The sequence below is a fragment of the Bifidobacterium sp. ESL0763 genome (assembly GCF_029433395.1).
Taxonomy (GTDB): domain Bacteria; phylum Actinomycetota; class Actinomycetes; order Actinomycetales; family Bifidobacteriaceae; genus Bifidobacterium.
Genome location: NZ_JAQTHW010000002.1, coordinates 1 through 20,819 on the forward strand (window position 1 = coordinate 1; position 20,819 = coordinate 20,819).

At 61.1% G+C, this 20,819-nt stretch carries 17 protein-coding genes; 10 read left to right on the plus strand and 7 right to left on the minus strand.

The features are described from left to right. Together PT282_RS00885 and PT282_RS00890 are read right to left on the minus strand one after the other, a co-directional pair. Positions 1–382: rhamnan synthesis F family protein (locus tag PT282_RS00885; protein WP_277167723.1), on the minus strand; the 382-nt coding region annotated here is incomplete at its 3' end. Positions 383–484: 102 nt separating this feature from the next. After that, positions 485–2,371: a rhamnan synthesis F family protein gene (locus PT282_RS00890; RefSeq protein ID WP_277167724.1), complete on the minus strand. Its 1,887-nt coding sequence runs from the start codon at positions 2,369–2,371 to the stop codon at positions 485–487. A gap of 275 nt (positions 2,372–2,646) precedes the next feature. Between PT282_RS00890 and PT282_RS00895 the strand changes: the two genes are divergently transcribed. Both PT282_RS00895 and PT282_RS00900 read left to right on the plus strand, forming a co-directional pair. After that, complete coding sequence (locus PT282_RS00895) at positions 2,647–3,522, plus strand: decaprenyl-phosphate phosphoribosyltransferase (protein ID WP_277167725.1); 876 nt, start codon at positions 2,647–2,649, stop codon at positions 3,520–3,522. A gap of 135 nt (positions 3,523–3,657) precedes the next feature. Continuing rightward, positions 3,658–5,055: a DUF6056 family protein gene (locus PT282_RS00900; protein WP_277167726.1), complete on the plus strand. Its 1,398-nt coding sequence runs from the start codon at positions 3,658–3,660 to the stop codon at positions 5,053–5,055. A gap of 181 nt (positions 5,056–5,236) precedes the next feature. On the opposite strand, the gene PT282_RS00905 is transcribed toward PT282_RS00900, so the two are convergent. Continuing rightward, positions 5,237–7,087 (minus strand): hypothetical protein, encoded by a 1,851-nt coding sequence (locus tag PT282_RS00905; RefSeq protein ID WP_277167727.1) that lies wholly within the window; start codon positions 7,085–7,087, stop codon positions 5,237–5,239. A 284-nt stretch (positions 7,088–7,371) separates the two neighbouring features. Here PT282_RS00905 and PT282_RS00910 point away from each other — a divergent pair, with 284 nt between their 5' ends. The 4 genes from PT282_RS00910 (at position 7,372) to PT282_RS00925 (ending at position 9,877) form a co-directional block, all read left to right on the plus strand. Then, a complete protein-coding gene (locus PT282_RS00910; protein ID WP_277167728.1) occupies positions 7,372–8,223 on the plus strand; it encodes a glycosyltransferase family 2 protein in 852 nt (283 codons plus the stop codon). Positions 8,224–8,378: 155 nt separating this feature from the next. Further along, complete coding sequence (locus PT282_RS00915; RefSeq protein WP_277167729.1) at positions 8,379–8,924, plus strand: hypothetical protein; 546 nt, start codon at positions 8,379–8,381, stop codon at positions 8,922–8,924. Between the two features lie 63 nt (positions 8,925–8,987). Next, complete coding sequence (locus PT282_RS00920) at positions 8,988–9,461, plus strand: helix-turn-helix transcriptional regulator (RefSeq protein WP_277167730.1); 474 nt, start codon at positions 8,988–8,990, stop codon at positions 9,459–9,461. Then, on the plus strand, positions 9,458–9,877 hold the full coding sequence (locus PT282_RS00925) for a hypothetical protein (protein ID WP_277167731.1): 420 nt from the start codon (positions 9,458–9,460) through the stop codon (positions 9,875–9,877). The genes PT282_RS00920 and PT282_RS00925 overlap by 4 nt, the downstream gene beginning before the upstream one ends. Before the next feature lie 42 nt (positions 9,878–9,919). On the opposite strand, the gene PT282_RS00930 is transcribed toward PT282_RS00925, so the two are convergent. Beyond that, entirely contained in the window at positions 9,920–11,041 is a 1,122-nt protein-coding gene (locus tag PT282_RS00930; RefSeq protein WP_277167732.1) for a glycosyltransferase, read from the minus strand. 248 nt (positions 11,042–11,289) lie between these two features. On the opposite strand from PT282_RS00930, the gene mvk reads away from it, so the two are divergent. The 4 genes from mvk to PT282_RS00950 all read left to right on the plus strand — a co-directional run bounded on the left by mvk (position 11,290) and on the right by PT282_RS00950 (position 16,994). Continuing rightward, positions 11,290–12,375 carry a mevalonate kinase gene (gene mvk / locus PT282_RS00935; protein ID WP_277167733.1) on the plus strand — a complete coding sequence of 362 codons (1,086 nt, stop codon included), beginning with the start codon at positions 11,290–11,292 and terminating at the stop codon, positions 12,373–12,375. Between the two features lie 183 nt (positions 12,376–12,558). After that, positions 12,559–13,734 carry a diphosphomevalonate decarboxylase gene (mvaD, locus tag PT282_RS00940; protein WP_277167734.1) on the plus strand — a complete coding sequence of 392 codons (1,176 nt, stop codon included), beginning with the start codon at positions 12,559–12,561 and terminating at the stop codon, positions 13,732–13,734. Positions 13,735–13,876: 142 nt separating this feature from the next. Then, positions 13,877–16,219, plus strand: coding sequence for a phosphomevalonate kinase (locus tag PT282_RS00945; RefSeq protein WP_277167735.1), 2,343 nt, complete (start codon positions 13,877–13,879; stop codon positions 16,217–16,219). Between the two features lie 205 nt (positions 16,220–16,424). Continuing rightward, positions 16,425–16,994, plus strand: a complete 570-nt coding sequence (locus PT282_RS00950; protein ID WP_277167736.1) for a DNA-3-methyladenine glycosylase — start codon at positions 16,425–16,427, stop codon at positions 16,992–16,994. Between the two features lie 54 nt (positions 16,995–17,048). Here the strand turns inward: PT282_RS00950 and PT282_RS00955 are convergent, their stop codons facing one another. The 3 genes from PT282_RS00955 to PT282_RS00965 all read right to left on the minus strand — a co-directional run bounded on the left by PT282_RS00955 (position 17,049) and on the right by PT282_RS00965 (position 20,581). Next, the gene (locus PT282_RS00955; protein WP_277167737.1) at positions 17,049–17,972 is read right to left on the minus strand and encodes a YwiC-like family protein; all 924 of its coding nucleotides are present in this window, start codon (positions 17,970–17,972) and stop codon (positions 17,049–17,051) included. 153 nt (positions 17,973–18,125) lie between these two features. Next, positions 18,126–19,517 (minus strand): MFS transporter, encoded by a 1,392-nt coding sequence (locus tag PT282_RS00960; protein WP_277168901.1) that lies wholly within the window; start codon positions 19,515–19,517, stop codon positions 18,126–18,128. 125 nt (positions 19,518–19,642) lie between these two features. Then, positions 19,643–20,581, minus strand: coding sequence for a nucleoside hydrolase (locus PT282_RS00965; protein ID WP_277167738.1), 939 nt, complete (start codon positions 20,579–20,581; stop codon positions 19,643–19,645). Positions 20,582–20,819: the final 238 nt, after the last annotated feature.

Consider the following 20,819-nt stretch of genomic DNA (forward strand, 5'->3'; position numbering starts at 1 on the left):
TGCCCCAGAAGTCCAGGTCGCGTTGGTCCATCGCCTCGAACATCTCCGAGAAGGGATAGACCGGCCCCATGATGGTGTGGTTGAACAGGCAGACCTCGTCAAAGGTCGCGAGCTTTTCCCAGCCATAGGTCTCCAGTCCCGTTTTGTAGGCCCAGACGTCAAACCCCTTGTTCTCACGGACGATGAGCTTGTCGGCATCCGTGTACCTAAGGAGTCTTGCGCGGCTGGTGTCGGTGAGCTTGCCGTTGACCACGATGGTGAGTTCGGAGAAGAAGGGCTTGAAGCCAGCCAAGAGAGTGGTGACGTAATCGTCAACAACGCCTTCGGCGTCATAGAAGAAAAAAATCCCTAAGCGATTTACCTTCTTGCCTGGCAATAACATGAATTATGCTGCCTTCTCTGTAATCAACAACGTATGCCGCTTCTTCTCAAGCCTAGATTATCGATATTCTCGGATAACAATTTGCAGTGACGGGGCCGATTATCACTTGTTGAGTTGTCGTTTTCTTAACTTGACCAAAGCCGGACCGATGAGAGGGATGCGCTTGACGATGTTCTTGATGAACCGCAGTATGGTGTACCGGAACCGTTTGCCCTTCATCACGCTGTGCTTGGTCTTCTCCAATGTCTTCTTGATCCATGGATCGGAGATGGCTCTGACGATCTCACGCTCCTCGAATGCTAGGTTGGTCAATTCGATGCGGGCGAACCGGTCGGAGAAGATATAGGCGGGGAAATAGCCGTTGGACTGGGGGACATACGCGTATGAGCGTTCAATATAGTGCAACGGTGTGTTGTCGATGTCGTTGGGTTCCGCGGGAAAATCCGTGTATTTCCAGTCAAGGTCGAGCAACCCTCTCATTGCTTCAGGGCGGAACCAGAACATTGTGCCTAGAGGGGCGATGGCCTCCTTCTCGTCGTCCAGCGGTACATCGATATGCAACGTGTCGTGGAGGAACTCCTCGGTGCCGTCGAAATTAGGGCCCCAAGTGAAGGTGAAATTGGGGAAGTAGTCGCCATGGTTGGGTGGCGAAGGCATCGCGATGCCCAAACGAGGGTTGTCCTCGAAAAGCTGAAGGACGTTCTCAACATATGCTTTGGTGGGCAGCATGTTCTCGAAGCACTTGTAGCGGAACCCATCACCGATGCTCTGTGGCGTCAGCTGAGTCACCTTCTTATCGTGCATGAAACAGACATAGTCATAGTCGAAGAGGTCCTTGCCAGCGCCGACGAGTAGGGCGCTGACGTCACGTCCGCGGTTCTGGATGACGCGCACATCGGCGTGGTAAGGCAGATCCTTGCACTTCTTGCGCACCAGCTCGGCGTTCTCCTCGCTTACGACGGTAAGGATGAGGTCGCTGCCGGCGGGCATGGATCTTGCGTAGGCCAATGTCTGATCGAGCAGATCCATATAATACAAATGCATCACCAGCGCAATCCTCTTGCCGCTGGACAGTTGCGCGCCGTGGTTCGAGGGGAGCACAAAATCGAGGTGCAGGTTTTTCATGAGGTCCGCGAGGTTCATGGTGCGCAGGGCGTTCTGCCAGATGAGGTCGGTGTCGTAATCGGTGTGGTCGCGCAGGAACTCGTAGAGGTCCAAGGCGTTGTTGCCCACGGATTGGTCCATGCTATCGCTATAGGGGTGGAAGAACGAACGGCGCTTGAAGATGGGGCAACGCTTCTGTTCGATGAGCTGTTTTACCGCGAAAGTGATGGGGCCGTAAGTGAATCCTTCGAGGTCGTCGGTGTTGACGTAGACGTCCCATTTGAAGCCCTTGTCGGCGAAGCGTTTCGTGAACAGGCTTTCGTGCAGGCCGACGGAATCGTAGTAGCTCTTGATCTCTGGCAGGTTGTCCCAGTAGTCGTGGAATGCCTGGCTGGTTACCAGGCTGTGGCGATAGGCGTGGAAGTGGGATTGGATGTGTTCGGGCAGGTACCCATAGGGGCTGCGGCCGAATGGATCCCCTTCGGTCTTGTGGAACTTGGTGATGCCCCAGAAGTCCAGGTCGCGTTGGTCCATCGCCTCGAACATCTCCGAGAAGGGATAGACCGGCCCCATGATGGTGGCGTTGAACAGGATGATCTCATCGAACTTGTCGAGCTTTTGCCAGCCATATGAGTCAAGGGCCGTTTTGTAGGCCCAGGCGTCAAACCCCTTGTTCTCACGGACGATGAGCTTGTCGGCATCCGTGTACCTAAGGAGTCTTGCGCGGCTGGTGTCGGTGAGCTTGCCGTTTACCACGATGGTGAATTGCGAGAAGAAAGGAGTGAGGCCATCGAGAAGGGTGAGCAGATAATCATCTACGATGCCTTGGGCGTCATAGAAAAAGAAGATTCCAAGACGGTTCACATCGGTTTCAGAAAGCACCATGGGTTTGCGGTTCTCCTCATTCGGACAATTTCAGACAATACGGTAGACTACAAGGTTACACGTATCTCTGTAGAATCTAAGATTTCAAGCGTTGAGGGAACTCACCATGTTCGTTGTGAGGAAGGACGGATTGTGCGTCTCGCTCTCCTTGATGGAATCAGGGCGGGAGATGGGCTAGAGTGGTAAGGTGAAGAACTTATGGACTCATGGTATTCCGCTGTGATTCGATATGGGTTTGTTGGGATGATTGGCCACTGGTCATTGAGGTTTCGGGTATGAAATATTTGAAGTTGATGCGCGTGCGGCATTACGTGAAGAACGTGCTTATTTTCGCTGCCTTGCTATGCAGCGGGAATTTCTTCCACGTCCATGAGCTGACCGCCGATCTTATCGGTTTCGTGTCCTTCTGCTTGATTTCCTCAGTCGTCTATATCATCAACGACATTCGCGATCGCGATAAGGACCGTGCCCACCCGACCAAGTGCCATCGGCCCATCGCCAGTGGAGCGGTGAGCGTGCGAAGCGCATGGGTGCTCGCCGGTGTGCTGTTCATCCTGTCCATGGCCATCAACGCCGCTGTGTTCCACGTGGTGTCCACCGTGGTGATTTTATTGTATTTGGCCTTGAATCTGGCTTATAGCTTCGGTTTGAAGAACGTTCCTTTGCTCGATGTCGCGATTCTAGTATCGGGGTTCCTTATTCGCGTCGTCTATGGAGCGGTCATCAGCGATATCGATGTTTCCAATTGGCTGTATCTGGCGGTTACCACGTTGGCATTCTATTTTGCCTTCGGCAAGCGTAGGAACGAATTGCAGCGTAGCTTGGATTCGGACCAAAAGAAGCGCGGGGAGACTCGGGCGGTGCTTAAGCACTATACCGCGCATTTTCTTGATAGCAGCATGAACATGTGCATGACGTTGGCTATCGCCTTTTACTCGTTGTGGAGCATCGAAGCTAGTCATCCGCCGCTGTCCCGCAGCAAATATCTGGTGTTCACTGTCCCGCTAGTACTGCTTATCGTCATGAAATATAACCTCACGATTGAGGGGGATTCCGATGGCGATCCCGTGGAAGTGTTGGTACACGATAAAGTGTTGATGGCGCTTTGCGTGCTGTATGCGGTCGTCATGTTCGCGCTTCTCTATCTGTAAGATATCGGTGCCAATATTTCAAAGGTCATACGCGATTAAGGTTACGTAGGTGTACTGTTGCGGATGATTCGTTTTGTTTCGTGCAGTATATGACGTTTTGCCGCGATGCGGTACGTACCATGGAGAGGAAAGCTTTTGAAAGGATCCGAGCTGGTAGGTTCCCTCAAGAAAATCAGTAAGAGGGACGGTTTCAAAGCTACATTGGCGTTATGCCTGTGCTGGCTGTTCTTCTTCCTGCTTTCGTTGCTGGAAGTCCGTTGCACAGGAGCGCAGGATGACGATGCGGTCTACACGAAACAGCTCCTCCATATGAACGGAATCCAATGGCTCGGAGAACGGTACAGGACATGGTCGGGCAGAGCCTTCTCGGAAGTGGCCGGAGCCCTGTTTTTCCCCGCGCCTCAAATGGTCTGGCGTATTGTCAATGCGGCATTTGCCGTGCTGCTGGTTTATGCGATCACAAAGATTGCATTCCGGCGAATCAACATCGCAAACGTCGCTTTTGTATGTGCTGCCTACTGGCTCATCGCGCCTAAGATCCTGCTCGACTCGACCTTCTGGATGACGGGGTCCTTTGTATATCTTTGGCCGGCGGCACTGGCCGTATTCAGCTGTATCGTACTCGACAATGCGGTGCGTGGTGAAAAAACCAAGTACTGGTTCCTGTATGTCGTCGCCGCTCTGTTCGCTTCCACCGGTGGCGAGCAGGTGGGGCCGTGCATCGTGGGATTCTCGGCAGTGGCCGTGATCTATCTTTTGGCGACCACACACAAATTGCGCAAAGAGCCTTTTGCGGTGCTTATCGTCTCGGTGATAGGCGTGCTATTCGAGTTGACGAGTCCGGGCGAGCAGGCACGGTCTGGTCTGGAAACGAAGCATTGGTATCCGGAATACAAGACGTTGCCGTTGTGGGAGAAGATAACTAGGGGAATGACATGGCAGTTTAGCTCGGTTGCCAATGATATGTTCCTTCTTCTGACTTGCATCATCGTGGCGCTGGTGCTTGCTGTCGTCATGCGGCAGAAGGCCGGCCATCAGGATGGTCAATTGGTGAAAGAGGCGGCGAAGACCACTTCGCTGGATTATGCGTTGATGGCGATTCTGATTGGCCAACTGCTGGTCGTTGCCGCAGAACCGAAAATGCGACTGGGGTCTGTGCTCTTTAATTTCATAGGCTTCGGCAGCGCCGGTTCGGCACTTGCCAAAATCGTTCCCTATCTTTTCTGGACGGTTCTGTTTGTCTGCCTGATAGTGCTGCTTCTGCGCTTCGTCGATCAGAAATACACGGTGTTGTTTATCGTGCTGGCATCGGTATGCGCGGAAATGATCATGTACTTCTCTCCGACCATCTATGCGTCAGGGGCGCGGCCGCTGTACTTGTCCTCCATCATGATGGTGGTTGTGCTGTGCATGATTCAACGGCAATCCAGGAACAGAATAGCGTATGCCGCGATTTATGTTCCGGCAATCGCGATGATGTTGGTATTCGTTTATAGGATTATGCGTTTTGGGTACAGCATGACGATTTTCTAAGACACGTTCTTATACCGGGGTGGGTTTAGGCTGGCCTGCTCAATAGAGCCGAGTGGCATAGTTTATTCTGCGGCATTTGGTCAGCATACGAAGTAGAAACAAAGAACCCGTTGAGGCTGCCTATGCGAGCAGCCTCAACGGGTTCTTTGTATGATTCCTGCGCTATTGACGTTCCGTTCCCTCAGACGCCGAACGCATAGGTTCTTGTGTCCGCGAGGCGGCCGTCGGAGGTATACAGCTCATAATGTGTCCAATAGACGCCGGGAGTCGGATGCCACACGGACCATTGGCCATTGAACTGGGCCACCCAGCGCTTGGCGTTGTAGTCGTAGATTTTCTCCACGTACTTTCCTTGGGGGTCGTTGGAACTCATGCCGAGCAGAATGCCGTCGCTGCGATAGCCGGAGTAGGTTCCGGTAATCGCTGCATAACCCGGTGTGTAGTGGAAAGCGATTGTCTTGCTGCCCAGGGAACGATGGCTGCCGGCTTCCCTGACCTCCAGATGCAGCCAGTAGTCGCCGGTTTCCGCTGACCATCCTGCCCAGTTCCCCGCATACCAGTTCGTGATGTTATGCCAGACGTGGGTGGAGAGATTATAGGATTGCCACTTGTACTCGAGGTTGTGTACGGGTGAGTTGACCGCAGCGCCCACGGCGATGTCTTCGCTGCGGACGATCCAGGTCAGGTCGATTGTGCTGACGGAAGCGGGATCTGCGGCCAGGGTCAGGGCATCGCGTGCCTGTGTCAGTTGCCAGTAGCTTATGGTGAAGTATGCCGGATCCAGGGTCGTGTCAGGTGGCAGGGGCGCGACTCGCGATTTTGCCATGTTCAGGGCGTCGGCGAAGTCCTGCCATCCGTCGCTATAGTCGCTTTCCTTCAATGTGCTGCAAGAATCGATAAGCTGTTGCAGCTCCTCACGGGTCTTTCCAGGAGACGCGCCATTGGGCTCTCCGGCCTTGGCGTGCTTGAGCTCTGTGGGGATGCGGTTCAAATGATCATTGAACCAGTCGGTCCAACCGGTTGGGCCCGCATCCGGCTCAATACTTCCATAAAGCTGATTCATGTCCATTTTGAAAAGCAGCCAAGATAATTGCGTATAGTCTGCCGGGTTATCGCTCAGATGTCTGCTCTGCTCGGAATATAACGCATTCATCTTTTCCCAGTCATCAATGGTCGTGCACTGGTATTGTCCGCAGAAATCAGCATACAGAGAGATTGCAAGAGTGAGATCATCTCGATAGATCAGAAGCTGCTTGTACTCTCCGGTCCAACCGGTTGAGGGCGTGGTGCCTGTCGCATCCATCTGTTTTGCGCTGTCGATTTCGTTTTTCAGCGCATTCCAAGCCTGGACGGTGCCATAGCACCCTGGTGTTTGAGAAGACTTCAGCTGCGAATATTGTGCGACCAAGGCCATTACATCCGTTTTCGATTTTTCTCCGGACGACCAGCCGGGAATCGGACGCAAAAGCGTGTTGTCACCATCTTCCATGTGATAGAAATTTCCATTTACCGTGACGTAATAAGGTGCATTGAACGTACTTTGGTCGTATCCGTTCGCAGTGGCTGTGGCGTCGTCCATGTCATGCAGTGTCTCAACTGTCGCCACACTTTGCTGGAACGCGGCCCACATCTCAGCGCGATACATATTCGGATTGTCGTTTTTGTGCTCTTCAACGAAATCGTAGGCTTTGTCAATCAAGTCGCGGAAGAACGTCGTTTGTGCGCCGGGGTTTGCCTGAGGCGCGCTTGGATCGGAAGGGCTGGAGGTTTGACCTGATTGCTGGGCAGGATTTTGGGTTTCCGGTGCTTTGGCGGTTATCGGAGCCTGCGGATTCGGCGTTATGCCGGTCTCCTGTTTTTGCGCGCTCGAATCAGGGGTCTGGCTTGAGGGCTGGGGAGTCTGGGCATTCGTTGTTTGCGTTTCCGGAATATCGGCTGCGTTCGCCACGATATTGCCGGAAACCAGCATACAGACTGCAATGGTGCTGGCAGCTGTGTATGCGATTCGCCGCACGAAGCTGTGTTGCCTCATAACGATTTCTCTCTTTCTGTTCCCACGATGAAAACGGTCCTCTCTATGCTACTATGCGTTGGACATGCCAATTTTCTGTGTCTAAATATTGGTATGACGGCAATAAAGTAATTTGTTTGTGTTGATGAAGACCATCTTTCTGAAGTGGGATGCGATGCCGCAAGGGGCGTACTCGACGCGATGGAGCGGCAGCTTACGGATAATTGGCAGATAAAGTGGGTGGACATCTGCCTATGCTCCATGTTCTACAGTAGGGTGACAGGTATTGGAAATCTGGGAGGCATATGCGTATTGCGGCATCGATGGTGACGTTCAACCCGTCGCTGGACGACCTGCGGGCCAGCGTGCCCGCGCTGCTGGGGCAGGTGGACGCGCTCGTCGTGGTCGACAACGGCTCCGGCAACGTGGACGACGTCGCGCGGCTCGTCGGCGGATTCGACAAGGTGACGCTGCTGCGCAACGGCAAGAACCTGGGGGTCGCCACCGCCCTCAACCGCGCGTTCGAGTGGGCGCGGAAGGCCGGCTTTGACTGGGTGCTCACGCTCGACGACGATTCCGAGATCCCCGAGGGCATGGTCAGCGGTTACGTGCGCTGCCTTCAGTCCCAGCCGGACGGCGGGACGGGCGTCGGCATCGTCTGCCCGCTGCTGCGCAACCGCAGGGACGGCACCGTCTTCCACAGCAAGCGCAACGAAGGCGAGTGCATCACCTCCGGCAGCCTGACCAACGTGGCCGCATGGCGCGCGATCGGCGGGTTCGACGACTGGTTGTTCATCGACGGCGTGGATTTCGACTTCTCGCGCCGACTGGTCGCCGCCGGCCATCCGATCGTCGAATGCGCGGACGTCATCATGCCGCACCAGATTGGCGAAAGCCGCACGGTCAACCTCGGCTTCAAGCATCCGATCGCCTGGAACCACGCGCCGTTCAGGTGGTTCTACATCGAGCGCAACGCCCTCTACATCGACGCGAAACTCGGCACGTATTCGTGGCCGCGCTCCCTGGCGCGCCTCGCTCAGGACATGCTCATCGTGCTGCTCTTCGAGCGAAACAAGGCCGCGAAGGTCGGCGCCATGCTGCGTGGCTGGCGCGCCGGCAAGCGCAAGATTCGTGCGATGCGGGCTGGGCGGGGTTAGCCAGAAACGGATACTGTGCTGGAAGCCGTCCGGAATTCTTGTGTACGGTAATCTGCCTTATTTCGTAGCAAAACAGGTGTCGTTGGCTGCCCGCGAGCGGTGCCATCGAAGGCATATTATATTTTTAGGTAACGATACCGATACACTGGAAAAGTATGAATGAAACGCCGCTTCCCTCAAAGGTGCTGATTGGCCCCAAGAAGTCGTTATGCGCGGATTCGGGCAACAATCGCCTCTTCTGGGTGCCCGGAGACAAAGTCCGGACGATTGTGGAAGCATTTGACGCTTACTTGGCCGATCGGTTCCCCAATGAGGAACAGGAGAGTATGGCGTTCGGGGAATACGTGAGCCGTCTCTTACGCGCGATGCATGGGAAGCTGCGCCAGTCGAGAGGAAGCGATGCCGAAGTCAAGCGGATGCTCGAGGCTCCGGGTATTTTCGAGATTCGTTGGCATTGGAACGTCATGGAGCATGGGCTTCGGAAATTCATAGGAGCTCGGCTGTTCCATAGGGAAATCAGCGAAGGCCGTAAACTCGTCGCGGCGCGTCTGATGTGCAAGAAAGGTGATATTGACCAGCTCGCGACGCATTACAAGCAGACCGGTTTTGCCAAGGACGCGGATTGGGCCATTCGGCATTCCGATGAGACTCAGTGGAATGAGGTTTTGCGTTCCGACCTTGAGATGCCCAGCGATGAATAATGGACGGACGGGTGCTTTATGATGTTTAATGGGATGACAATGTGAAAAGGAAGGAGGATGCGTATGCGAGAACATAGTAAAAATTACGCCCGATTGGTGAAGCAGGCCAGTTTGCTGGTCCGCAATGACGAGAAGCTCATCGACGAGCTTGCTGAGTACAGGAAAAAATCAGGAATGAGTGTCGAGACCGTCGCCGACAAGATGGGAATTCCGGCTGACGAACTGCGGGACATCGAAGGCGGCGTCGGTGATCCGGCGATGTCGGTCGTAAGGCGCTTCGCCCATGCGTTGGGATTGGTCGTCTCGCATGACGTTCGTCCTTACGAGGATTTTGTTGGCGGCCAAGCAAAGGGCAATCCCTTGAATGAGCAGACCATCTATCTGTTGATTCAGCAAAGCGACAATGTGCCTGAGCTTGCCAGTGTCCAAGCCTCGTCTGGCCCCATCGCCTCGATGGAGGCCTTCACGAAGAGCGGTGGCAAAATACACTTTGATTCGACCATGTCCGTACCGTCGGCAGGAAGTGCGCTTGTATGAAACGAGTCAAGGGATTTAGCCGCCTGTCTTCGCAAAGCAGGTTTGCCTACGATCAATTTCAGGGAATCATAAATGAGGCCGTCGCGAAGGATGCCGGTGCGACGCAAACCCAGGTGCCGATTTCGTACGATATGAATGTGGCGGTTTCCGCCAAGGAGAATGGATTCTGGCCGGTAGTGGTGACGGCTGAGATGACTGCGACTTTTTCGAAGAAATCAGGCGGTGCCTCCTCGAAGCGCGAGCCTTTTATGCTGATGCGCGTCGAATACGGGGTTACGCTCGATGACAACAGCGTCGAAACCGATGCCGAAAAAGACGAAGTCAGGTCTTTGGTATGGCCATATTGCAAAGACTATTTTGATGAACAGACGCGGTATATCCCGGTGCCAACGCCTGATCTGCCCCTTTTCCGGTAGGGCAACACGTGGTTGACGCATGGGAGATGCTGCGGCGGCGCCTCACTTCATGTTCTTGATCTTGTGGTCGTAGACGAACTTTTCGAAGAGGCGGATGGCGCGCAGGGCCATGCAGGTGAGGCGCTGGGCCAGGCTCAGTGACGTGAGCGCCTGAGCGGTCCGGCTGTTGTCGCTTTCGGCGACGGCGGATGCGCTTGGCGAGTTCGTGGCGTCTGATGTGGTGGCCGAAGTGCCTGCCGGGTTCGTGGCGCCCATGGCGCTCGCGGACTGGCCGCCCGCCTCGATCCGTGCGGCCTTCTGCTCGTAGCGGTTGTTGCTGACGAGGGTGTAGTAGCTGCGCGCGGGCAGGACGTGCTCGGCCTGGCACAGGCGCATGTTGCGCAGCGACGCGGCGACGTGGTCATGGTAGAACGACGCGCTGCGCATTCGGTGCGTCACGGAATCCGCGCGCTGCAGCCAGTTGTAGAGGTTCACGTCGATGTCGGCCACCCTGCCCATGCGCGCGTAGAGCCGGCACGCCACGGCGGTGTCCTGCGCGTAGACGCCCTCGGGGAAGCGGATGCCGTCCCACAGCTCTCGGCGGTAGAGGCGGCACCAGTTGGCCTCGTTGAAGTACTTCGCCTCGGTGTTGCGGCCGAGCGCGCCGCCGAGGACGCGCAGCGACTTGCAGAACACCGTCTGGTAGGCGTGCAGCGGGTGCGAGAACACCGTGATCTTGCTGGGCTCCGTGGCGCCATGCCGTGCCTCGTCGGCGACCTGGTCGATCTGCGAGACGCCGAACTGGCGCCAGCGTGCCTTGCTCATGTCGGCGCCGGTCGAGGTGAGCGCGTGCAGCAGCAGCTCGATGTTGCGCCGGTCGAGGATGTCGTCGTTGTCGGAGAACGCGATGTAGCTGCCGTGCGCGGCGTCGAGGCCGGCGTTCTGCGCGCGGCCGATGCCGCCGTTGGCCTGGTGGATGACGGTGACGCGCTGGTCGGCCGCGGCGTATTCGTCGCACACCTGCGCCGAGCCGTCGCTCGAGCCGTCGTCGACGAGGATCACCTCGAGGTTCGTGTGGCTCTGCGCCAGGATCGAGTCGACGCAACGGCGCAGGTAGTCCGCCGCGTTGTAGACGGGCACGATGATGGAAACGAGCGGTTCGGCCGCGTCGGAGGTCTTGGTCATATCCACAAGTGTAGATGGTGGCTGGGGCAGCCGCGGAGCGGGGCCTGCTCTGGCTGGTGACGGCGTTCACAATTGCGGGACGGCCTTTTTCGTTATCTTCACGTTCGTTCGCACCTGATTCACAAATCCATTTCTAGACTCGGGAACTGAACGGCAGACGGCGGCGATGCCATTATCGTCTTATCGTTGCCGCGATTGCCGATGGCGAACGGACGAACACAAGCATTTGTGAAAACGGAGGGCTGATCATGGTGCGGGTTCATGCTGGCTACGGGGAAACCTGGGCGAAGATCATCCTCATGGGCGAGCACTCCGTGGTCTACGGGTATCCGGCGGTCGCGGTGCCGATCCAAGCGCTGAAGATGCGGGCCTGGGTCACGCCCATGCAGGCCGATGCCGCTTCAGACACCGCCAGCAACGCTTCGGGCAGCACCGTTTCCGAGACTTCTTCCCGCATCGTTAACAAGACTTCTCACGATGCCTCCGTGCCCAGTAACGTCTCTTCCGACCCTACCGACCTGTGCCATATCGGCACGCTGAAGGCCCTCAACTACGACGGCTCCATGGCCGACGCGGGCACCCGCTTCGGCGGACTGGAACGCGCGGTCAAGGTCGCCACCGAATTCGTGGGCCATCCGGACCAGGCCTTCGATGTGGTCACCGACGGGTCGTTCCCCGCGGGCCGTGGCATGGGCTCCTCGGCGGCGTCGTCCGGGGCCGTGATCCGCGCGATCCTCGACGCCTACGACGCCCATCCCGGCGAGCGTGAGATCCTACGGTTGACCAACGAGGCCGAGATCGTCACGCACGGCAACCCCTCCGGCCTGGACGCGGCGACGACCTGCTCCGACGAGGCCGTGGTCTTCGAGTCCGGCGAGATGAGCACGATGCCGGTCAACATGCCCGCCTATCTGGTCATCGCCGACTCCGGCATCGCCGGCAGCACACGCGAGGCCGTGGGTGGCGTGCGCCAGCAGGACGAGCGCGACCACATGCGCGTCAAGGGCATCATGGACGAGCTGGGCGAGCTGGCCCGGGATTCGGAGACCGACCTGGAGCGTGGCACGGTGCGGCTGCTGGGCGAGCGCATGAACGAGGCCCACCGCCTGCTGCATAACCTCAAGGTGAGCCATCCGCTGGTCGACCGGCTGGTCAACGCGGCGCGCAAGGCCGGGGCCGTCGGCGCCAAGATGACCGGTGGCGGCCTGGGCGGCTGCCTCATCGCCCTGGCGCCCACCGCCGAGACCGCGGACCGGGTGCGCGCGGCGTTGCTCCACGGCGGCGCCCGCGAGGCGTGGGTCCATCCGATGGCCGACGCCGTCGTGGCCGCCTGAGATTTCGGCGAGCTGCCGCGGTCGTGCTGTGGTTTGTGCCGCGGTGTCCACAAGCGTTCTTGCCAGTCAGCTTTGTCCATCAGCCTTGCCAATCGGGCGGATTCGGTGGATGATATCGCCATCCCGTCTCGCGGACGTGATGCACGGGGTAGGCTTTCAGTTGTGAAAATCGGAGTATCGGATATGAACGTGACGTCAGTGGGTGAGGCGACGGGCGATTTGGGCCAGGCCGCGCAGCTCGGCGCACGTTCCTACGGCACCGATGCTGATATCGATATTGATACTGATTCCGCCGTCGTTTCCCGCACTTCCGCTACTTCCGCACTCGGCTCGGCCACGGCCAGTGCGAACGCGAACATTGCCCTCATCAAATACTGGGGCAAGGCCGACGAACGGCTCATCATCCCACGCGCCTCGAGCCTTTCGCTCACCTTGGACGGCCTCACCACGCGCACCAGCGTCGAGTTCCTGGCCGATGGCGGTCCCGGCGATACCGGCGACTCCGACGTAAGCGCTTCCAACAACGCCACCGATACCAGCGCCATCGCCGACAGCCTGACCATCGACGGCAAGCCGCAAGCCGGCAAATCCCTCGCCAGGGTCTCCCGTTTCCTCGACATCGTGCGCGAGCGCTCCGGCATCGACGCCCCCGCCCGCGTGGTCTCCTCCAACACCGTTCCCTTCGGCGCCGGGCTGGCGAGTTCCGCCTCGGCGTTCGCCGCGCTCGCGGCCGCCGCCAGCAGGGCCGTCGGCCTCGACCTCCAGCCCCGCGACCTGTCGCGCCTGGCCCGCCGCGGCTCCGGCTCGGCCTGCCGCTCGGTGTTCGGCGGACTGGTGAAATGGAACGCCGGCCACGACGACGCGACCTCGTACGCCGAGCCGGTGGACGACTCCAAGCTCGACCTCGCCATCGTCGTGGTCCTGATCTCCGGCGAGAAGAAGCCGATCTCCAGCCGCGAGGCCATGCGCCGGACCATCGCCACCTCGCCGCTCTACGACGCGTGGATCGACTCGTGCGCCAGCGACCTCAGCGAGGCGTTGCGCGCGGTGGCCGGCGGCGACGTGCGCCGGCTGGGCGAGGTGACCGAGGCGAATTCGTTCGGCATGCACGCGGCGATGATGGCCTCGCGTCCGGCCGTGATGTATTGGCTGCCCGAGACGGTGGAGGCGCTGCGGGCCGTGGCCTCCATCCGCGAATCCGGGCTGGGCGCGTGGGCGACGATGGACGCCGGCCCGAACGTCAAGGTGCTGGCTGACGGGCGAGACGCGACCAAAGTCGCCGACGAATTGCGCTCGCGGCTGCCCGGCTGTGGCGTGGAGGTCCATCGCCCCGGCAGCGGCGTCCGCTTCGAGCGCTGACACGGAGCGCCCAATCGCCCGGCGGCGCGCGATTTCGGGTATTTGGTGCAGAGAATGCCAAATAATCCCATAGCGTTGCCGCGCGTGCTTAGATTGATTGGTTAGGTACTTTTCAGCGGTGCGTCGAAGGGACAGCGTTCAGATGGGCGGTAAGCAGGGCGAGCAGCCTCGTGGCAGTGAGGCGAGCGCATCCGGCAAACTCTACGTCGCGGGGGAGTACGCGGTGGTGGAGCACGGCCATCCCGCGATCCTGGTCGCCGTCAATCGCCTGCTCACCACCCGCATCACCGCCTGCGACGAGAGCCGCCGCGCCCATGGCGTCGAGGCCGTGGGCCGCATCCATTCCGCCGGCCATCCCGAGGCCTCGGTGACCTGGCGTCGCCGCGCCGGCCGCGTGGTGCCCGATCTGGAACAGCCCGGCGCCGCCTTCATCCTCGCGGTCATCCACGCCGTCGAGGAGCTCGCGCAGGAGGCCGGCAAACGGCTGGTCACCTACGACGTCAACATCGACAGCCAGCTCGACGACAAGTCCGGCCGCAAATACGGGCTCGGCTCCTCGGCCGCGGTGACGGTGGCCACCATGAAGGCGCTCACCAAGTTCTACGGCCTCAAGCTCACTCCGATGCAGCAGTACAAGCTCGCGTTCGTGGCGGCTAGCAGGGCGCAGAAGGTCGGCTCCGGCGGCGACATCGCGGCGAGCCTCTTCGGCGGCTGCATTCGCTTCACGGCCGTCGACCGGCGCTGGGTCACCAACCGCCTGCAGGATAGGCCGCTCGTGGAGCTGATCGACATGCCCTGGCCCGGCCTGAGCGTCTCGCGCATCCGCGCCTTCGGGGCGTCCAGCACCCTGCGCCTGATGGTCGGCTGGACCGGCGATCCGGCCTCCACGCCCACCCTGGTGGGCCACGTGCAGAGCCAGAGCGCGGCCGAGCACGAGCGGATGTACCAGGACTTCCTGGGCCAGAGCGACGTGTGCGTCGACATGCTGGCCCGTGCGCTTGGCGAGGACGACGAGCAGGAGGCCGCCGCCCAGATCCGCCAGGCGCGCAAGCTGCTGCAGGGGCTTTCCTCGTTCACAGGCGTGACGATCGAGACCCCGGAGCTGCGCGAGCTGACGAAGGTGGCCGAGTCGCACGGCGCGGCCGCGAAGAGCTCCGGCGCGGGCGGCGGCGACTGCGGCATCGCCATCGCGGGTCCGGACGCCGACGCCAAGGCCATCGAGGACGGTTGGACCGAGCGGGGCATCGTGCCGCTGCACTTGGACGTCTGCGCCCCGCAGGTCAGCATCCCAGAATGGCGCGCCGGCGGCCGCCACGCTTCCGATGGGTCGGTCTCCGAGCGCAAGGACGACCACGTCCGCCTCGCCCTGGACGAGCACGCCGACGAGCGGCGCAACGCCTTCGACGACCTCGCGTTCATGCACCACAGCCTCGCCAGCGTCGCCGTCAACGACGTCGACATGTCCACCGAGGTGTGCGGCAAGGCGTGGGCCGCGCCGTTCTTCATCAACGCGATGACCGGCGGGTCGAGCCGCACTGGCGAGATCAACGCTTCCCTGGCGCGCGTGGCCGGCAGGACCGGGCTCGCCATCGCCTCGGGCTCGCAGCACGCCGCCATCCGCGAGCCGGCGCTCGAACCCACGTTCACCGCCATCCGCGAGCACGACGCCGAGGGCTTCGTCTTCGCCAACGTCGGGCCCACGGTCACCCCGGAGCAGGCCGTGCGCGCCGTCGGGATGGTGCGCGCCGACGCGCTGCAGGTCCACGTCAACGCCGCGCAGGAACTGGTGATGCCGGAGGGCAACCGCGACTTTGACGGCTGGCCGGAGCGCATCGCCGCTATCGTGAAGGCCTCGCCGGTGCCTGTGGTGGTCAAGGAGGTCGGGTTCGGCATGAGCGCGCGCACCATCCGCCAGCTGGCCGGGCTCGGGGTGCGCACCGTGGACGTCAGCGGCCGCGGCGGCACTGATTTCGCGCATATCGAGAACGCGCGGCGCCAGCGGGGCGACTACGCCTACCTCGACGGCTGGGGCCAGTCCACGACCCTGTGCCTGCTCGCCTGGCAGCAGGTCGCCGATGCGTCTGATTCGTCGACGCGGTCGGCCGGGTTCGCCGGCTCGGCCAGTGCTGCCGATTCGGGCAAGGGCTCCGACGGTTCCGACGGTTCCAACGGAAATATCGCCGTGATGGCTTCCGGCGGCGTGCGCAATCCGCTCGACGTGGTCAAGGCGCTCGCCTTGGGCGCGCGGGCCGTGGGCGTCTCCGGACACTTCCTGCAGGTGCTGTCGTCCCATGGCGAGGACGGCCTGGCCGCCGAGATCGAGGCCTGGAAGGACCAGGTCCGCTCGCTGATGGCGCTGCTCGGCGCGAAGACCGTGGCCGACTTGGGCGCGACCGACCTGCTGGTGACCGGCAAAAGCGCCGAGGAGGCCCGCCTGCTGGGCGTCGACCTTCAGGCCTTGGCCCGCCGTTCGCAGGCTCGGTAGTTCGCAGGTCACCGTAGTCCGGTTGCCGTTTGAACGTGGTGCCTACTGCTCGCAGGTGCGGTAATTCGCCGTTCGCCGACGTTTCTCGCATCCAATGAAATATACGGACTGCATAATGTGTCCTGAATATGCAGTCTTTGCATAATATGCAGCATATGCATATTCCGACGGTGCGATATCCGGGGCGACGACTTCAATGAGAGCCATGTTCCCAACATTTCTGGATGAGACCGCCGAAGAAGTGGCGCGCAAGCTGCTGGGCTGCCGGCTGGTCAGGATCGTCGACGGCCAGCGCCTCGTCGTGCGCATCGTGGAGACCGAGGCCTACGACCAGCTCGACCCCGCCAGCCACACCTTCCGTGGCAAAAGCGAACGCAACCGCGCGATGTTCGGCCCCGCAGGCCACGCCTACATCTACCTGGTCTACGGCACGAACCTGTGCATGAACGTCACCGCGTTCGAGGAGGGCTTCGGCGCCGGCGCCCTCATCCGCGCCGCCGAGCCGGAGAACAGCGAGACCGCGGAGAGCATCGAGGCACGCCGCGGCGGCAAGCGCATCCGCGACTGCCTCAACGGGCCCGGCAAGATCTGCAAGTCGCTCGGCATCACCATGGACCTCTACGGCCACGACCTGCGCAAGCCGCCGCTGAGCTTGGAAATGGGCAAGCTGGGCGCCGGCGAGAAGGTGGAGGCGACCGAGCGCGTCGGCATCACCAAGGCCAAGGAGAGCAAGCGCCGTTTCGTGATCGCCGGCAACCCCTACCTTTCGCGCTAGGCAACCGGGAGACCGAAACGGTCGGAGGCCGGAACAAGGTGGCGTCGTTTTGTCTCAGAGCAGCACCACGACGATGACGACGAGGTTCATCAGGCTCGTGGCAACCTCGACCATGCCGGTGAAGATCGGCTTGAGCCGCCGGTGGGTGAGCGGTAGGGCGGCCGCGCGCAGCAGGAGCACGCACGCGGCGACGCCCCAGACGGCGTTCATGGCGAATCCGGCGGCAGTGAGCGCGAGGTGGTAGACCACCGAAAGCGCGTAGTAGCCGCGGTGGCCGTGCTCGCGGATCATCGTCTTGACGAAAAGCGCCGAGGCGTATTCGGTGGCGATGAACGCGGCCGCCGTGATGACGCCGACACCGGGCAGCGGGATGCGCGAGGGCATGCCGCTTTCGTAATATCTCGAGCCGAGCGAGACCGCGACGAGTGCCATGCCGCCGGCCGCGATGACGGCGACCGCGTTGCCCCACAGGCTGCGCTCGCGCCTCAGCCACGCCGCGCCGAGCGAGAGCGCGGCCAGCGCGGCATACGCGGGGATCCACCACAGCAGCAGGGGAGCGGCGACCAGCAGCGGCAGGCCGACGACGGCCGTGACGATGGCGTAGGCCGCCGCCGGGAGCAGATAGGTGGCGGAGCGGTTGGAGGTATGCCCGGTCGTGCGATAGACCTTGCCATTCTGGATGCCAGAGGCTTCGTGATCGCAGTTTCGAGTGCGGCCGCGAACTTCGTGGGCGCGGGCCGCGAGCCAGCGCGAGGCGGTGAACTGGAAGCAATAGCAGAGCGTCCAGGCCACGAACAGCCAGACGTTGCGCCACGAGACTCCGCCGACAATGATGCCGCCCAGCGCCGGATAGAGCGCCATCGCCCAGGCGCCCGGCTGGTCCGGCAGCCACAGCTTGGCGCGGTGGCGATGGGGCCGTCCGCGTTCTTTCGTCGTCGTATTTTTTGCGACAGAATCAGCATGAATTGTCTCGCTCATGAGGCCAACACTATCGCCAGCGGTCTATTGGGTCAATGAAATAATAAAAAATCCGGGACCGGCGGAAACGTACGCAATGACGTTCCGCCGTTCCCGGATCAAATACTCAACCAGCTAACCGATCAATGTATCGGTTGGCCGGCAGGCTCCGTCTCAGTCGACGCTGTCGGGGTCAGGGATGAGGAAGGAGCAGGCGAAGGCGAGGACCAGCAGGACCAGGCCCGCCACCATCGCCGCGGAGTAGCCCGCGACCGCGCCGCTGGACTGGGTGAAGGCGTTCATGAACGCGTAGAGCACCGCGAAGCTCAGGCCGGAGCCCAGGTTGAAGGCGCCGGCGTTCATGCCGGGCAGGTAGCCGGTGTTGTCCTTCGGGGAGAGCACGATGCCCAGGCCGTTGAGCATGATGTTGCCCGTGCCGGCGTAGCTGACGCCGAGCACCACGGAGATGAGCACCAGGGCCCAGATCGAGGGCGCGTGCGCCACGTAGATGCCGAAGATGGCGCCGAGGATCGTGACGACCATGCCCACGCGCAGCACGCGCTTGTAGCCGAAGCGACCGGCCAGCTGACCGGCGATGGGGCCGAAGACGAGGCCGACCAGGGCGTAGGGGGTCAGGGTGGCGAAGGAGACCACGCTTGCGCTCATGCCGGCGCCGAACTGGGTGTCCTGCGCGATGGCGGGGACCACGCCGTTCATGATGGCGAAGACGCCGGTCATGGTCAGCAGGGTCGTGGAGAGCAGGCCCCAGGTGCGGCGCTGCTTGAGGTAATGGGTGGAGACCATCGGGTCCTTCTTGTGCTTCTCGATCTGCCAGAAGGCGACGAAGAAGACGGCCGCGACCACGATGAGCACGGCGACCAGGATCCAGTTGGCCTTGGCGAGCTTCTGGATCTCGTTGATGGCCAGGTAGGTGGCGAGGAACGCGATGACCAGGGCGGCGACGCCGAGCCAGTCCATCTTGGGGGTGTCGGAGGCGGTGGACTCGTCGGTGAAGAGCATCACCAGCACGATGGCGGCGACGGCGACGACGGCCATGGCCCAGAAGACCGAGCGGAAGCCGAAGGTGCCGGCCAGCCAGCCGCCGAGGATGGCGTCGACGCCGGCGATGCCGCCATTGACGCTGCTCAGGATGGCCATCAGTCGGGCATAGCGCTGCTCCTCATGGATGCGGTCGTGCAGCATGATCAGGCACAGCGGCAGCAGCGGGCCGGCGGTGCCCTGCAGGATGCGGCCGAACATCAGGATCGGCACGTTCGGGGCCAGCGCCGAGATCGCGCAGCCGACGGTCGTGGCGATGAGCATGCCCAGCAGCACCTTCTTGCGGCCGGCCAGGTCGGCCAGGCGCGGCAGGAAGAGCGCGAAGAGCGCGGCGGCGGTGTAGAACACCGTCTGGATGAGGCCCACCTGGTCGGCGGTCGTGTTCAGCTCGCGCTGCATGGTCGCCAGGGCCGGCGAGAGCATGGAGGCGTTGAGCTGGAAGGCGAAGATCGCCACCAGCAGCGCGACCATCAGCGAGACGATCGAGCCGCCGCCCTTGTCGAGCATCTTGGCGTCGACGGGATCGCCGGAATGCGATACTTGTTTGTTGTCAGTCATTGTCGTTCGTTTCTTCTGTCTATCTGGATTTCGTGAATCTGTCTAGGTTGGAATTGCCTGTCCGGGGCAGCCGCTCAGCCGATGCGCTTGATGGCGTCGATGATCAGGCCCCAGAACTTCTCGAAGTCGAGCTTGGTGGCCACCTGGGTGTGGCACTCCTCGGCGCTCGGCTCCGGGCCGCGCAGGTCGGCGACGGTCATGCCCAGGGCGGGGCCGTCGGCGGTCTCGATGTCCACCGGGCAGCGGCGGGTGGCCACCACGCTCGGGTCGATCAGGTAGGCGACGGTGCAGGGATCGTGCACCGGCGGATCGATGAAGTCCTGGTTGTTCTGGTAGGACTTGCGGAAGAAGTCCATCAGCTGGCTGGCGAAGTGGGCGAGCGGTGTGCCGATGCCGTCGATGCGCTTCTGCACCTCCGGGGTGCACAGCGCCTGGTGGGTGAGGTCGAGGCCCACCATCGTCACCGGCCATGCCTCGTTGAAGACGATCTTCGCGGCCTCGGGGTCCACCTTGATGTTGAACTCGGCCACGGCGCTCCAGTTGCCGACGTGGTAGCCGCCGCCCATGAGCACCACTTCCTTGACGCGCTCGACGATGCGCGGCTCGAGGCGGGCGGCCATGGCGATGTTGGTCAGCGGGCCGGTGGGCACCAGCGTGACGGTGCCGGGCTCGTTGCTCATCACGGTGTCGATGATCCAGTTGACGGCATGGCCCTCGTCGAGCGGACGCGTGGGCTCGGGCAGGTCGACGCCGTCGAGGCCGGTGTCGCCGTGGATCGAGGCGGCCACCTCGAGCGGGCGCAGCAGCGGGCGGTCGCAGCCGGCGTGCACGGGGACGTCGGTGGCGTGCGCCATCTGCAGCACGGAACGCGCGTTGTAGGTCACCTTGTCGAGGCTCTGGTTGCCGCCGACGGTGGTCACGCCGAGCAGGTCGATCGTGGGGTTGCCGAGCGCCAGGAGAATCGCCATCGCGTCGTCATGGCCCGGGTCGGAGTCGAGAATAATCTTTTTCATGTTTCCTCCTTCGCCTGCGGTCATCGTCTTCCATGGCCGTGGCGGATTGCGGCATTGCTGGTAAAACAAGACAGAGATAAAGCGTTTTATCAATATCCGTCCCTATATTAAAAGCGTTCACCGATCGAGTCAAATCTCATTCGATTTCTTTTACATTAGATAAATCACTTGTGGATGCCGCGCCCGGATTCCTCGGGTTTCCGCTGGTTCCCGCCGGCCTCTGCCGTGCCGGTCCGCC

What these genes read in the sequence shown, in the direction of transcription:
- PT282_RS00925 (WP_277167731.1), top strand. Translation starts at nt 9,458, where the DNA reads ATGAAACGAGTCAAGGGATTTAGCCGCCTGTCTTCGCAAAGCAGGTTT.
- PT282_RS00965 (WP_277167738.1), bottom strand. Translation starts at nt 20,581, where the DNA reads ATGAAAAAGATTATTCTCGACTCCGACCCGGGCCATGACGACGCGATG.
- mvk (WP_277167733.1), top strand. Translation starts at nt 11,290, where the DNA reads ATGGTGCGGGTTCATGCTGGCTACGGGGAAACCTGGGCGAAGATCATC.
- PT282_RS00920 (WP_277167730.1), top strand. Translation starts at nt 8,988, where the DNA reads ATGCGAGAACATAGTAAAAATTACGCCCGATTGGTGAAGCAGGCCAGT.
- mvaD (WP_277167734.1), top strand. Translation starts at nt 12,559, where the DNA reads ATGAACGTGACGTCAGTGGGTGAGGCGACGGGCGATTTGGGCCAGGCC.
- PT282_RS00950 (WP_277167736.1), top strand. Translation starts at nt 16,425, where the DNA reads ATGTTCCCAACATTTCTGGATGAGACCGCCGAAGAAGTGGCGCGCAAG.
- PT282_RS00930 (WP_277167732.1), bottom strand. Translation starts at nt 11,041, where the DNA reads ATGACCAAGACCTCCGACGCGGCCGAACCGCTCGTTTCCATCATCGTG.
- PT282_RS00895 (WP_277167725.1), top strand. Translation starts at nt 2,647, where the DNA reads ATGAAATATTTGAAGTTGATGCGCGTGCGGCATTACGTGAAGAACGTG.
- PT282_RS00890 (WP_277167724.1), bottom strand. Translation starts at nt 2,371, where the DNA reads ATGGTGCTTTCTGAAACCGATGTGAACCGTCTTGGAATCTTCTTTTTC.
- PT282_RS00945 (WP_277167735.1), top strand. Translation starts at nt 13,877, where the DNA reads ATGGGCGGTAAGCAGGGCGAGCAGCCTCGTGGCAGTGAGGCGAGCGCA.
- PT282_RS00915 (WP_277167729.1), top strand. Translation starts at nt 8,379, where the DNA reads ATGAATGAAACGCCGCTTCCCTCAAAGGTGCTGATTGGCCCCAAGAAG.
- PT282_RS00905 (WP_277167727.1), bottom strand. Translation starts at nt 7,087, where the DNA reads ATGAGGCAACACAGCTTCGTGCGGCGAATCGCATACACAGCTGCCAGC.
- PT282_RS00960 (WP_277168901.1), bottom strand. Translation starts at nt 19,517, where the DNA reads ATGCTCGACAAGGGCGGCGGCTCGATCGTCTCGCTGATGGTCGCGCTG.
- PT282_RS00955 (WP_277167737.1), bottom strand. Translation starts at nt 17,972, where the DNA reads ATGAGCGAGACAATTCATGCTGATTCTGTCGCAAAAAATACGACGACG.
- PT282_RS00910 (WP_277167728.1), top strand. Translation starts at nt 7,372, where the DNA reads ATGCGTATTGCGGCATCGATGGTGACGTTCAACCCGTCGCTGGACGAC.